The 12,716-nt window shown below is 65.2% G+C and carries 12 protein-coding genes; 8 read left to right on the forward strand and 4 right to left on the reverse strand.

From position 1 onward, the window contains the following. Positions 1 to 83: 83 nt before the first annotated feature. Positions 84 to 455, forward strand: a complete 372-nt coding sequence (locus JQ603_RS33390; RefSeq protein ID WP_212346430.1) for a DUF2794 domain-containing protein — start codon at positions 84 to 86, stop codon at positions 453 to 455. 216 nt (positions 456 to 671) lie between these two features. Here JQ603_RS33390 and JQ603_RS33395 read toward each other — a convergent pair whose 3' ends face one another. The 4 genes from JQ603_RS33395 to JQ603_RS33410 form a co-directional block, all read right to left on the reverse strand. Then, complete coding sequence (locus JQ603_RS33395; protein WP_212346433.1) at positions 672 to 1,202, reverse strand: GNAT family N-acetyltransferase; 531 nt, start codon at positions 1,200 to 1,202, stop codon at positions 672 to 674. 282 nt (positions 1,203 to 1,484) lie between these two features. Further along, complete coding sequence (locus JQ603_RS33400; RefSeq protein ID WP_026312126.1) at positions 1,485 to 2,276, reverse strand: Bax inhibitor-1/YccA family protein; 792 nt, start codon at positions 2,274 to 2,276, stop codon at positions 1,485 to 1,487. A gap of 270 nt (positions 2,277 to 2,546) precedes the next feature. Next, the gene (locus tag JQ603_RS33405; protein WP_212346435.1) at positions 2,547 to 5,117 is read right to left on the reverse strand and encodes an ABC transporter permease; all 2,571 of its coding nucleotides are present in this window, start codon (positions 5,115 to 5,117) and stop codon (positions 2,547 to 2,549) included. Next, on the reverse strand, positions 5,114 to 5,830 hold the full coding sequence (locus JQ603_RS33410) for an ABC transporter ATP-binding protein (RefSeq protein WP_212346438.1): 717 nt from the start codon (positions 5,828 to 5,830) through the stop codon (positions 5,114 to 5,116). Before JQ603_RS33410 ends, JQ603_RS33405 begins: the two co-directional genes overlap by 4 nt. A gap of 55 nt (positions 5,831 to 5,885) precedes the next feature. On the opposite strand from JQ603_RS33410, the gene JQ603_RS33415 reads away from it, so the two are divergent. The 7 genes from JQ603_RS33415 (at position 5,886) to sucD (ending at position 12,645) form a co-directional block, all read left to right on the forward strand. Then, positions 5,886 to 6,521, forward strand: coding sequence for an arylesterase (locus tag JQ603_RS33415; RefSeq protein WP_212346441.1), 636 nt, complete (start codon positions 5,886 to 5,888; stop codon positions 6,519 to 6,521). A 173-nt stretch (positions 6,522 to 6,694) separates the two neighbouring features. Next, a complete protein-coding gene (gene thpR / locus JQ603_RS33420; RefSeq protein ID WP_212346444.1) occupies positions 6,695 to 7,231 on the forward strand; it encodes an RNA 2',3'-cyclic phosphodiesterase in 537 nt (178 codons plus the stop codon). A 198-nt stretch (positions 7,232 to 7,429) separates the two neighbouring features. Beyond that, positions 7,430 to 8,614 (forward strand): cell division protein ZapE, encoded by a 1,185-nt coding sequence (zapE, locus tag JQ603_RS33425; RefSeq protein WP_212346448.1) that lies wholly within the window; start codon positions 7,430 to 7,432, stop codon positions 8,612 to 8,614. A gap of 250 nt (positions 8,615 to 8,864) precedes the next feature. After that, entirely contained in the window at positions 8,865 to 9,833 is a 969-nt protein-coding gene (gene mdh, locus JQ603_RS33430; protein WP_008145224.1) for a malate dehydrogenase, read from the forward strand. Positions 9,834 to 10,043: 210 nt separating this feature from the next. After that, positions 10,044 to 11,240 carry an ADP-forming succinate--CoA ligase subunit beta gene (gene sucC, locus JQ603_RS33435; protein WP_212346451.1) on the forward strand — a complete coding sequence of 399 codons (1,197 nt, stop codon included), beginning with the start codon at positions 10,044 to 10,046 and terminating at the stop codon, positions 11,238 to 11,240. Between the two features lie 4 nt (positions 11,241 to 11,244). Next, on the forward strand, positions 11,245 to 11,724 hold the full coding sequence (locus JQ603_RS33440) for a DUF1579 family protein (protein ID WP_212346454.1): 480 nt from the start codon (positions 11,245 to 11,247) through the stop codon (positions 11,722 to 11,724). 36 nt (positions 11,725 to 11,760) lie between these two features. After that, on the forward strand, positions 11,761 to 12,645 hold the full coding sequence (gene sucD, locus JQ603_RS33445; protein WP_018643898.1) for a succinate--CoA ligase subunit alpha: 885 nt from the start codon (positions 11,761 to 11,763) through the stop codon (positions 12,643 to 12,645). Positions 12,646 to 12,716 lie beyond the last annotated feature (71 nt).

Here is a 12,716-nt window from a genome sequence, read left to right on the forward strand (position 1 = left end):
CAATCATGCAACTGTCATGATCCGCGGTTCCGGGGACGGTTTTCGCGGACGCGGTCATGCCGTGCGATGAGGAGGCGCTTCCCATGAGTCTGATGCCGGAGGATGCCGATCCAAGCGGGCAGCGCGCGGCGGCGTATCCCGCCGCTGCGAACGCGCAGGCGAACCGGGTGACCTTCAACCGGCTCGAGCTGCATCGTATTCTCAATCTCTACGGCCGCATGGTGGCCGACGGCGAGTGGCGCGACTACGCCATCGACTTCCTGAAGGACCGCGCGGTATTCTCGGTGTTTCGCCGCGCCTCGGAAGTGCCGATCTATCGCATCGAGAAGGATCCGCGCCTTGCACGCAAGCAGGGCATGTACAGCGTGATCTCGGCGACGGGTTTGATTCTGCGCCGCGGCCACGAACTCGAGCGCGTGCTGCTGGTGATCGATCGCAAGCTGGCGGTGGTGTAGCCAAGCGAACGGTGCTGTAGGGTGGGCAAAGGCGCAAAGCGCCGTGCCCACGTCCTTTCTCCATCGCCGCAGATGGTGGGCACGCTCCGCTTTGCCCACCCTACGACACCGGTGCCGTGGCGAAGTCTTCGTAGCCCGGATGAGCGAAGCGACATCCGGATCTTTGCTGATGATGTTCCCGGGTATCGCTACGCTCACCCGGGCTACGGGACTGCCCTACTTTGTCGGCACCGTGCGCGCGCCCTCGCCGAGGTCGCGCTGCATCATCACCGTATCCAGCCAGCGGCCGAATTTCAGCCCGACATTGGGATGCGTGCCGATCATCTTGAAGCCGCCCTTGGTGTGCACGCCGATCGAGCCGGCATTGGCGGAATCGCCGATCACCGCGATCATCTGGCGAAAACCGCGCGCCTCGCATTCGGTGATCAGCCGCTCCAGCAGCAATGAGCCGAGGCCGCGGCGGTGGAAGGACGGGTCGAGATAGATCGAGTTCTCCACCGTGAAGCGGTAGGCCGGCCGCGGCCGGTAGGCGCCGGCATAGGCATAGCCAGCCACGCGCCCGTCGAGGATCGCGACGAAATAGGGATAGCCGCCGTCGACCAGCGCGCGGTAGCGGCGCGTCATCTCAGTGAGGTCGGGCGGATCCAGCTCGAACGTCGCCGTGCCCTCGCGGACGGCCTGCTGGTAGATGGCGGTGATGGCGGGAAGGTCGGCCTCGGTCGTGGGCCTGATTTCAGGTGCGGACATGAGGGCAAGATTAGAGCCTTCCCGCGGGCGCTGGAAGGGGCCTGGGCGCATCCCACATCCTCCGTCATTGCGAGCTTAGCCACCACTTTCTCCGCCGTCATTCCCCGCGAAGGCGGGGAATCCAGTACGCCGCGGCCTCTCGGTTAATCACGACTGCCTCTGGAATACTGGATCGCCCGCCTGCGCGGGCGATGACACCGCGTATGTGGCTGCCACCGCGGCCCCAAACAAAAACCCCGGCCTCTCGGCCGGGGTTCGTGTCCGTTCTCTCGGGCCTGTCGCTTAGTCGCGCTGGCCGAGGAGCTGCAGGAGCAGCGTGAACAGGTTGATGAAGTTCAGGTACAGCGACAGCGCGCCGGTGATGGCCGCACGCTCTGCGATGTCACCGCCAGCCGAAGCGTAGCCGTAGATGTAGTCGTTCTTCAGCCGCTGGGTATCCCAGGCGGTGAGGCCCGCGAACACCAGCACGCCGACCACCGACACGATGAACTGCAGCATCGAGCTCGCCAGGAACAGGTTCACCAGGCTCGCGATGATGATGCCGATCAGGCCCATGAACAGGAACGAGCCCATGCCGGTCAGGTCACGCTTGGTGGTGTAGCCGTAGAGGCTGAGCGCACCGAAGGTCGCCGCGGTGATGAAGAACACCCGCACGATCGAGGTGTGCGTGAACACCAGGAAGATCGACGACAGCGAGATGCCCATCAGCGCCGAGAACACCCAGAACAGGATCTGGGCGGTCGAGGGGGCGAGACGGTTGATGCCCGCCGAGATCACGAACACCATCGCAAGCGGCGCGAGCATGAACAGCCACTTCAGAGGGCTGACGAACATCGCGTAGCCGAACGGCGTCAGGAACAGCTTGCCGACACGGACGGCGTCCGCGGTCGGAACATCGGTCACGGCGGCCATGTAGACGCCGAGCGCGGCAAGGCCCGTGATGGCGAGGCCAATGCTCATGTAATTGTAGATGCGCAGCATGTAAGCGCGCAGGCCGGCATCGACCGTCGCGGCGTCAACACGCCCGGCGGCCCTGCCGAAAGGAGAAGCGTAGTTACGGTCTAGGTCCGACATGGTCGAATTCCCGCTGGTTGGCCGGTCCGGCACGAGGGTCGCCATGCCGCCGGTTCGTCAAACTCTATCTCGGATACCGCTGCCTGCCGACTAAATTTTGGCTAACAATCGGGGCTCCGAACCCATTCGATATGTGGGAAACTAACACATTCGCTGCAACCGTCCACGCGCGGCTGAATGTCGCCCTTGGCTACAATCCAGACGGGCGGAGCGTGGTTAATCGCAGGAATCGTGCGATTTCGCTACCGCACGGCTGCCCGCTACCATTTGTCACAAATTCCGCAACACCGTGGCGGGCTTTTTGTTCAACGCCAGCAGCGTGCCGGCGAGCCCGAGCCCAACCGTGACGATCAGGGCGGCCGCCACCACGCCGGCCGCGCTGCCGGCCTGCCAGACGAAGCTGAGCGTCATCAGCCGCGTCACGATCATCCAGGCCGCGATGCTGCCGGCGATCACGCCGAACACGGCGGTGGCGAGCCCGATCAGGAGGTATTCGAGCGCATAGGCGCCGAGCAGCCGCAGGCGCGTCGCGCCCAGGGTCTTCAGGATTACCGCATCGTAGACACGGTGACGGTGGCCGGCGGCAAGCGCCCCGCCCAGCACCAGGATCGCCGAGATCAGGGTTACGGCGCTGGCGCCGCGGATCGCCAGCGCCAGATTGGTCACGACCGAGCCGACCGTCTCCATCACCTCGCGCACGCGCACGCTCGTCACCATGGGATAGGCGTCGGCCACCTGCTTGATGATCTTGCCGTCGCCCGCGGCATCGCCGCCGGTCTCCGTCAGCGTCGCGATATGGGTGTGGGGCGCGCCCTTGAAGGCGTTGGGCGAGAACACCAGGACGAAATTGATGCCCATGCCCTGCCAGTCGATGTTGCGTAGGTTGCTGATCTTCGCCGGGATGTCGCGGCCGAGCACGTTGACCACGACCTCGTCGCCGAGCTTGAGGCCGAGCCCGTCGGCGATCTTCTTCTCCATCGAGACCAGCGGCGGGCCGGAATAGTCCGCGCTCCACCACTCGCCCTCGACCACCTTGGAGCCCTTCGGCAGCTCGGCTGTGTAGGTCAGGCCGCGGTCGCTCTGCAGCACCCATTCGGAATCCGTGGTCGGCTTGAGCTCCTCGGCGCGCACGCCGCGCGCGGCGACGATACGCCCGCGCAGCATCGGCACGTCCTCGACCTTCGCGCCCGGCGCGATCTGGCGCAGATAGAAGTCGAACTGCTCGGCCTGCGTGCTCGGGATGTCGATGAAGAAGAACGACGGTGCGCGGTCGGGCAGGGCCGCGAGGAACTGCCGGCGCAGATTGCCGTCGATCTGGGTGATGGTGACGAGCACGGCGAGCCCGAGACCGAGCGACAGCACCACCGAGGGCGTCAACGCGCCCGGCCGGTGGATGTTGGCGATCGCAAGCCGCAGCATCGGCTGCCGCGTCCGCGGCAGCCGCCGCGCGATTGTCATCAGTAGGGCGGCGATGCCGCGCAGCAGGGCGAACACGACGACGGAGGAGGCCACGAACACCGCGGCAATGCGCTTGTCGAACGACAGGCCGATCACGACCGCGATGAGCAGGACGATCACGACGCCCATGAACACGAGATAGCTCGCCCGCGGCCGGTGCCATTCGGAGCTGATGGTGTCACGGAACAGCGCCGCCACCGGCACGTCATGCACCCGCCCGAGCGGCCACAGGCCGAAGGCGAGCGCAGTGAGGAGGCCATAGACGAAGGACAGCGCGAGCTCGTCGGCATGCACGGCCGGCACCACCGGCAGCGGCAGCAGCTTGCCGAACAGCCCGACGATGGCGAAGGGCATGGCGGCGCCGAGCGCAAGGCCGATCACGGACCCGATCGCCGCCAGCAGGATGACTTGCGCCAGGTAGATGCCGAACACGTCCCGCCCGGTGGCGCCGACGGCCTTGAAGGCCGCGATCACCTCGAGCTTGCGGTCGATATGGCTCTTGACGGCGTTGGCGACGCCGACGCCGCCGACCAGCAGCGCGGCGAGGCCGACCAGCGTCAAAAACTGCGTGAAGCGGCTGATGTTGCGCTCCAGCTGCGGCGAGGCATTGGAGCGGCTGCGGACTTCCCAGCCGGCCTGCGGCGCGGCGCTCCGCGCATCCGCGATGAAGGCCTCGGTGGCGCGCTCGTTGTTGGCGGCATCAGGCAGCTTCACCCGGTAGACCCAGCGCACCAGGCTGCCGGGCTGGATCAGCCCGGTGGCGCGCAGGCCCGCCTCGCTGATCAAAAAGCGCGGGCCGAAGCCGATGCCGCCGGCGAGCTTGTCCGGCTCGGCCTCGACGGTCGAGCGGATCTGGAAGGTTGCGGAGCCGATGGTGACGCGGTCGCCGGTCTTCAGCGAGAGCCGCGCCAGCAGGGTCGGATCGGCGGCGGCGCCGAACGCACCGTCGCGCTCGGCGACGAGATCGGACATCGCCAACTGCGGTGCCAGCGTCAGCTGTCCCAGCATCGGATAGGTGCCGTCGACCGCCTTCATCTCGACCAGCGCGAGCTTGCCCTCGGCCGAGCGCGCCATGCCGCGCAGCGTTGCGGCGGTCGAGACGGTCCCGCGCGAACGCAGGAAGGCGACCTCTTCGGGCTTGGCCTCGCGCTGGAACAGCACGAAGGAGACGTCGCCGCCGAGCAGCGTGCGCCCCTCGCGGGCGAGGCCGTCGGAGAGGCTCGCCGAGACCGAGCCGACGCCGGCGATCGCCATCACGCCGAGCGCGATGCAGGCGATGAATACGTAGAAGCCGCGCAGGCCGCCGCGCAATTCGCGCAGCGCATAGCGCAGCGACAGCGCGACGGCGTTCGGCTTCGCGAACGGTTCGGCAGCCGCGCTCATGCGGGCGTAGACTGCGTGTCGATGCGCCCGGAGCGCAGACGGATGACGCGATCGCAGCGATGCGCCAGCGAGGAATCGTGCGTGACCAGCACCAGCGTCATGCCGCGTTCGGCATGCTTGGTGAAGAGCAGGTCGACGATCTGCTTTCCGGTGGCCTCATCCAGATTGCCGGTCGGCTCGTCGGCAACGAGGATGGCGGGATCGGGTGCCAGCGCGCGCGCAAGCGCAACACGCTGCTGCTCGCCGCCGGAGAGCTGCGTCGGATAATGATGCAGGCGATCGCCTAGCCCGACCGATTGCAGCTCCTGCGCCGCGCGCTTTGCAGCGTCGGGATTGCCGGCGAGCTCGAGCGGCACGGCGACGTTCTCGAGCGCCGTCATGGTCGGGATCAGATGAAAGGACTGGAAGACGATGCCGACCTGGCGGCCGCGGAAGCGGGCCAGCGCATCCTCGTCGAGGGCATTGAAAGGCGTGCCGCTCACCACCACCTCTCCGCTATCAGGACGCTCCAGCCCCGCCATCACCATCAGCAGCGTGGATTTGCCCGAGCCTGACGGGCCGATCAGGCCGATCGTCTCGCCCGAGGCGACGCGCAGGCTGATATCCTTGAGGATGTGAACGCGTGCCGCGCCCGTGCCCAATGAGAGATTGACGTTGGAGATGGCGATGGTGTCCATCGCGGTCGTGGCGAGCGAAGAGGAATAGGTGTCCATGGTCCGGTCATATGGCAACTCCGATAGCGCGGTCGAGAGGCGTTACGGATTGTTCATGCACATAGCCGTGTTGATGTTCGCCTTGATGACGGTCGCGAACCCGGCCTGGGCCGAGGCGACAAAACCGATCAAGCTTGTGGTTCTCGGCGATTCCTTGAGCGCCGGTCTCGGCCTTCCGGCTCAGGAGGCGTTCCCCCAAAAGCTCCAAAAAGCCTTGCAAGCCAAAGGCATAGCGGTCGACATGACCAATGCCGGGGTGTCCGGCGACACCACCTCCGGCGGCCGCGACCGGCTCGACTGGTCCGTGCCCGATGGAACCGATGGCGTCATCGTCGAGCTCGGTGCCAACGACGCGCTGCGCGGGATCAATCCCGCCCTGACGCGCACGGCGCTGACCGACATCGTGCAGCGGCTCAAGGCGCGGAAGATTCCAGTCATGCTGTGCGGTATGCTGGCGCCGCCGAACTACGGCGCCGAATACGCGGCGCGCTTCAATTCGATTTATCCGGATCTGGCGAAACAATTCGACGTGCCGCTCTATCCGTTCTTCCTCGAGGGCGTTGCCGCCGACGCCAAGCTCAACCAGGCCGACGGCATCCATCCGACCGCGGCGGGCGTCGACATCATCGTCGGCAACATCATGCCCATGGTGGAGGCATTCCTTGGCACGATAACCGAGCAACGGCGTTGAAAAGCAGGCAACGCTAACCCTAATTCCCAGGGTTTTCACGGGGTGGACCGCGCGATGCTTCGCAGAGTCACACAACTGCGATAGGAATCAGGGTACCGGTGATTCGTCGCCGGCTCTAATTTGGATATGGTTCTCGGTCGAGGGCCGTACCCAAGCATCGGGAGTGCGAAACGATGCCGCGTCTGTTCACTGGTCTGGAAATCCCGGCCGACATCGGCCAGTCGCTTTCCAACTTGCGGGGCGGCCTTCCCGGCGCCCGATGGATCGATCCCGAAAATTATCACGTCACCCTGCGCTTCATCGGCGACATCGACGGCGTCTCCGCCAACGAGATCGCCTCGATGCTGTTTCGCGTCGACCGCAAGCCGTTCGAGGTCAAGGTGCAGGGGCTGACCAGCTTCGGCGGCCGCAAGCCGCGCGCGGTGGTCGCCACGATCGCGCCGAGCAAGCCGCTGATGGAATTGCAGGCCGAGCTCGAACGCATGATGCAGCGGATCGGTCTTGATCCGGAGGGACGCAAGTTCACCCCGCACGTCACGCTGGCACGCTTGCACGACGCTTCCGACCGCGACGTCGCCGACTATCTCTCGATCCGCGGCTACTTCCCGAGCAAGGCGTTCATGGCGGAACGTTTTGTCTTGTTCTCGTCGCGGGCATCGACGGGCGGCGGCCCGTACATCGTCGAGGACGCCTACGAGCTGTGTGAATGATCCGCTTTCGTGCCCCGGACGCAGTAGTGGTGCACTGCTGAGCCGGGGCCCATCGCTCCACGATCGATGTACGAAACAGTGCGTCCCGGCTCTGCGTAGCAGCGTTGCACGCCGCACCGCGTCCGGGACGCGAAACCGCATACCCCGCCCACCAATTCACGGCTTGCAATTTCCGCCCATCTCTGGCGGTAAGGGGCCATGCTCTCCACCCAAAACTCCTCATTCCACGAGGCATACCAGGCCGAGATCGCATCGGGCGCGATCGAGCCGGATGCTGCGCAGGCCGAGGTCGCCGAAGCCTATGCGGCGCTCGACCAGCGGCTCGCAAGTTACAAGCCCGCGCGCAAGCAGGGCCTGCTTAGCCGCCTGTTCAGCAGCGACAAGGACGATGCGCCGCACGGGCTCTACATCCATGGCGAGGTCGGCCGCGGCAAGACAATGCTGATGGATCTGTTCTTCCAGCACTCCTCGGTCGAGCACAAGCGCCGCGCACATTTCCACGAATTCATGGCGGATGTGCATGAGCGCATCTACGATTATCGCCAGAGCATCGCACGCGGTGAGATCGCCGACGGCGACGTCATCGTGCTGACGGCGACTGCGATCTTCGAGGAGAGCTGGTTGCTCTGCTTCGACGAATTCCACGTCACCGACATCGCGGATGCGATGATCCTGGGACGCCTGTTCGCAAAGCTGTTCGAACTCGGCACCGTCGTAGTCGCGACCTCCAACGTCGCGCCCGACGATCTCTACAAGGGCGGCCTCAATCGCTCGCTGTTCCTGCCTTTCATCAAGCAGATCACCGATCACATGGACGTCGCGCGACTCGATGCGCGCACCGACTTCCGGCTGGAGAAGCTGCAGGGCGTGCCGATGTGGCTGACGCCGGCCGACGGCGATGCGGATGCCGCGCTCGACCGCGCCTGGTCGAAGATGTCGGGCGGCGCCAAATGCAGGTCGCGCGACATTTCGATCAAGGGCCGCATCCTGCACGTGCCCTGCTCGGCCCATGGCGTGGCGCGATTCTCCTTCGCCGATCTCTGCGAGAAGCCGCTCGGCGCATCCGACTATCTCAGGCTGGCGCACGACTATCACACCATCCTGGTCGACCATATTCCAGTGATGGATTTCTCCCAGCGCAACGCCGCCAAGCGCTTCATCACGCTGATCGACACGCTCTATGACAATGCCGTGAAGCTGATGGCCTCGGCGGACGCCAACCCGATCTCGCTCTACCTCGCCACCGAGGGCACCGAAGCCATGGAGTTCAAGCGGACGGCCTCGCGCCTGATCGAAATGAGCTCGGAATCCTATCTGGCGCTGCCTCACGGCCGCAAGGATTCCACCGCCAGCGGCTCCACCAAGGGCCTGGTGGAGACTTAAGTCCTATTTGCCAGCGCTGTCATTCCGGGGCGCGACGAAAGTCGCGAACCCGGAATCCATTGCGCCACTAACGCTGTCGCCCGATGGATTCCGGGCCCGCGCCTGTCGGCGCGCCCCGGAATGACAGGGCTGCGTGCCCGAGGCATCGGCAAGCCCGACAAATGGGCATCCGCCGACTTGAACGCGGGAAGCGAAAGGGATAACCACCCATCAGTTTTCCCTCCTTCGGATGTCTAAAGGACAGGTTCACATGGCGCGCGACAAGATTGCTTTGATTGGCTCCGGTCAAATCGGCGGAACGCTGGCTCACCTCATCGGCCTGAAAGAACTGGGCGACGTCGTGATGTTCGACATCGCCGAGGGCGTGCCGCAGGGCAAGGCGCTCGACATCGCGCAGTCCTCGCCGGTCGACGGCTTCGACGCCCACTACACCGGCGCGAACTCCTACGAAGCGCTCGACAATGCCAAGGTCTGCATCGTCACCGCCGGCGTGCCGCGCAAGCCCGGCATGAGCCGCGACGACCTCCTCTCCATCAACCTCAAGGTCATGGAGCAGGTCGGTGCCGGCATCAAGAAGTACGCCCCCGACGCCTTCGTCATCTGCATCACCAACCCGCTCGATGCGATGGTCTGGGCGCTGCAGAAGGCTTCGGGCCTACCGCACAAGAAGGTCGTCGGCATGGCCGGCGTGCTCGACTCCGCGCGCTTCCGCTACTTCCTGGCCGACGAATTCAACGTCTCGGTCGAGGACGTCACCGCCTTCGTGCTCGGCGGTCACGGCGACACCATGGTGCCGCTGGTGAAGTACTCCACCGTCGCCGGCATCCCGCTGCCCGACCTCGTCAAGATGGGCTGGACCTCGCAGGCGCGCCTCGACGAGATCGTCGACCGCACCCGCAACGGCGGCGCCGAGATCGTCAATCTGCTCAAGACCGGCTCGGCCTTCTACGCCCCGGCCGCTTCCGCGATCGCGATGGCCGAGAGCTATCTGCGTGACAAGAAGCGCGTGCTGCCCTCGGCTGCGTACCTGAACGGCGAATACGGCGTGAAGGACATGTATGTCGGCGTGCCCGTCGTGATCGGCTCCAAGGGTGTCGAGCGCGTCGTCGAGATCGAGCTCGCCGGCAAGGACCGCGAGGCCTTCGACAAGTCGGTCGGCGCCGTGCAGGGCCTGGTCGATGCCTGCAAGAAGATCGCCCCCGATCTTCTCGGCCGCTAAGGCTCAGACAATACCCCGCCGAAGATCGAAAAACCGGTCTTCGGCGGTTTCACTTCCGGGACCCCGCTGCCGGGGCGGGTTCCGGTTCGACAGTCCAGAGATCTCGAAGTCAAAGAATCCGGGTTGCAGTTCCTGTGGTATATGGTATGCCAGCCACAAGACTGAGGTGGGCCCAAGAGGTCACCGCCCGCGGGTTCAGGGAGCGACCATATGAATATCCATGAATATCAGGCCAAAGCGCTGCTGGGTGAGTTCGGCGTGCCGATCTCCAAGGGCGTCCCGGTCCTCAAGGCCATTGATGCGGAAGCCGCCGCCAAGGCGCTGCCCGGTCCGGTCTATGTGGTGAAGAGCCAGATCCATGCCGGCGGCCGCGGCAAGGGCAAGTTCAAGGAAGCCTCGGCCGGCGACAAGGGCGGCGTCCGTATCGCCAAGTCGGCCGCAGAGGTCTCCGAGTTCGCCAAGCAGATGCTGGGCGCAACGCTGGTGACCGTGCAGACCGGCCCCGCCGGCAAGCAGGTCAACCGCCTCTACATCGAGGACGGCTCGGACATCGATAAGGAGTTCTATCTCTCGATCCTGGTCGACCGCGAGACCTCGCGCGTCTCCTTCGTCGTCTCGACCGAAGGCGGCGTCAACATCGAGGACGTCGCGCACAACACCCCCGAGAAGATCGTCACCTTCTCCGTCGATCCCGCCACCGGAATCATGGGCCATCACGGCCGCACGGTTGCGAACGCGCTGAAGCTCTCCGGTGACCTCGCCAAGCAGGCCGAAAAGCTCACCGCTCAGCTCTACGCGGCCTTCGTCGCCAAGGACATGTCGATGCTGGAGATCAACCCGCTGGTCATGACCAAGCAGGGCCAGCTCCGCGTGCTCGACGCCAAGGTGTCGTTCGACGACAACGCGCTGTTCCGCCACCCCGAGGTGCTCGCGCTGCGCGACGAGACCGAAGAAGACGCCAAGGAGATCGAGGCGTCGAAGTACGACCTCAACTACGTCACGCTCGACGGCAACATCGGTTGCATGGTCAACGGCGCCGGTCTCGCCATGGCGACGATGGACATCATCAAGCTCTACGGCATGGCGCCGGCGAACTTCCTCGACGTCGGCGGCAGCGCCAGCAAGGAGAAGGTCGCGGCCGCGTTCAAGATCATCACCGCCGATCCCAACGTGAAGGGCATCCTGGTCAACATCTTCGGCGGCATCATGAAGTGCGACGTGATCGCCGAGGGCGTCACGGCTGCGGTTCGCGAAGTCGGCCTCAGCGTGCCGCTGGTGGTCCGCCTCGAAGGCACCAATGTCGAGCTCGGCAAGAAGATCATCCGTGAATCCGGACTGAACGTGGTGCCCGCCGACAATCTCGACGACGCCGCGCAGAAGATCGTGAAGGCCGTCAAGGGAGGCTAAGGCCATGGCCCAGGACCATCTCGCCGCATCATCTCCGCTCCCCGAGCACACGCGCCTCGCCGCGTTCGCCGGCGAATGGGATGGCGAAGAGGTGGTCTTCCCGTCGCGCTGGAATGCGGGCGGGCCGGCAACCTCTCACGTCGTCGCGCGCATGGACCTGAATGGATTTTATCTGATCCAGGACGCGGTGCAGATGCGCGACGGCAAGCAGGTCTTCGCTACCCACGGCCTCTTCACCTACGACCGCGACGACCGGACCTACAAATTGTTCTGGTACGACTCGCTCGGTTACACGCCGCCCTCGCCTGCCTCCGGCGGCTGGGTCGGCCAGACCCTGACGCTGGTGCGCGGCTCGCTCCGCGGAAATGCGCGCCACGTCTACGAGATCATCAATGAGGACTCCTACTCGTTGAAGATCCAGTTCTCGCCGGACGCGGAAGGTTGGGCTGACGTGCTCACCGGCGTCTACCGCCGCATCCACTGACCCTCTCACTCAGTTAGTTTCGCGAAAGCAGACCTCATGTCCATCCTGATCGACAAGAACACCAAGGTCATCTGCCAGGGCTTCACCGGCAAGAACGGCACCTTCCATTCCGAGGCCGCGATGGCCTACGGCACCAAGATGGTTGGCGGCACCTCGCCCGGCAAAGGCGGCTCGACGCATCTGGGCCTGCCGGTGTTCGACACCGTGCGCGATGCGCGTGAGAAGACCGGCGCCGACGCGTCGGTGATCTACGTGCCGCCGCCGGGCGCGGCGGATGCGATCTGCGAAGCCATCGACGCCGAGATCCCGCTGATCGTCTGCATCACCGAGGGTATCCCGGTCGTCGACATGGTCCGCGTCAAGCGTTCGCTGGCCGGCTCCAAGTCGCGCCTGATCGGGCCGAACTGCCCGGGCGTCATGACCGCCGGCGAGTGCAAGATCGGCATCATGCCCGCCAACATCTTCAAGACCGGCTCGGTCGGCATCGTCTCCCGCTCGGGCACGCTGACCTATGAAGCCGTGTTCCAGACCTCCCAGGAAGGCCTCGGCCAGACCACCGCGGTCGGCATCGGCGGCGACCCCGTCAAGGGCACCGAGTTCATCGACGTGCTGGAGATGCTGCTCGCCGACCCCAAGACCGAATCGATCATCATGATCGGTGAGATCGGCGGTTCCGCCGAGGAGGACGCCGCCCAGTTCCTCAAGGACGAGGCCAAGCGCGGCCGCAAGAAGCCGATGGTCGGCTTCATCGCCGGCGTCACTGCCCCTCCCGGCCGCCGCATGGGCCATGCCGGCGCGATCATTTCGGGCGGCAAGGGCGACGCCGGTTCCAAGACCGAGGCGATGAAATCGGCAGGGATTACAGTGTCCCCGTCGCCCGCCCGCCTCGGGCATACGCTTGCCGAAAAGTTGAAGGGCTAATTCACTTCTTCGTGCTTTTCCGGGCGAAGTTTCGCAGCAAATAGGGTAAAGGGTGCCTGTCGCGCCGAGCC

Source organism: Bradyrhizobium liaoningense (assembly GCF_018130825.1).
Classification (GTDB): domain Bacteria; phylum Pseudomonadota; class Alphaproteobacteria; order Rhizobiales; family Xanthobacteraceae; genus Bradyrhizobium; species Bradyrhizobium liaoningense_B.

What these genes read in the sequence shown, in the direction of transcription:
- JQ603_RS33390 (WP_212346430.1), top strand. Translation starts at nt 84, where the DNA reads ATGAGTCTGATGCCGGAGGATGCCGATCCAAGCGGGCAGCGCGCGGCG.
- JQ603_RS33395 (WP_212346433.1), bottom strand. Translation starts at nt 1,202, where the DNA reads ATGTCCGCACCTGAAATCAGGCCCACGACCGAGGCCGACCTTCCCGCC.
- JQ603_RS33400 (WP_026312126.1), bottom strand. Translation starts at nt 2,276, where the DNA reads ATGTCGGACCTAGACCGTAACTACGCTTCTCCTTTCGGCAGGGCCGCC.
- JQ603_RS33405 (WP_212346435.1), bottom strand. Translation starts at nt 5,117, where the DNA reads ATGAGCGCGGCTGCCGAACCGTTCGCGAAGCCGAACGCCGTCGCGCTG.
- JQ603_RS33410 (WP_212346438.1), bottom strand. Translation starts at nt 5,830, where the DNA reads ATGGACACCTATTCCTCTTCGCTCGCCACGACCGCGATGGACACCATC.
- JQ603_RS33415 (WP_212346441.1), top strand. Translation starts at nt 5,886, where the DNA reads ATGCACATAGCCGTGTTGATGTTCGCCTTGATGACGGTCGCGAACCCG.
- thpR (WP_212346444.1), top strand. Translation starts at nt 6,695, where the DNA reads ATGCCGCGTCTGTTCACTGGTCTGGAAATCCCGGCCGACATCGGCCAG.
- zapE (WP_212346448.1), top strand. Translation starts at nt 7,430, where the DNA reads ATGCTCTCCACCCAAAACTCCTCATTCCACGAGGCATACCAGGCCGAG.
- mdh (WP_008145224.1), top strand. Translation starts at nt 8,865, where the DNA reads ATGGCGCGCGACAAGATTGCTTTGATTGGCTCCGGTCAAATCGGCGGA.
- sucC (WP_212346451.1), top strand. Translation starts at nt 10,044, where the DNA reads ATGAATATCCATGAATATCAGGCCAAAGCGCTGCTGGGTGAGTTCGGC.
- JQ603_RS33440 (WP_212346454.1), top strand. Translation starts at nt 11,245, where the DNA reads ATGGCCCAGGACCATCTCGCCGCATCATCTCCGCTCCCCGAGCACACG.
- sucD (WP_018643898.1), top strand. Translation starts at nt 11,761, where the DNA reads ATGTCCATCCTGATCGACAAGAACACCAAGGTCATCTGCCAGGGCTTC.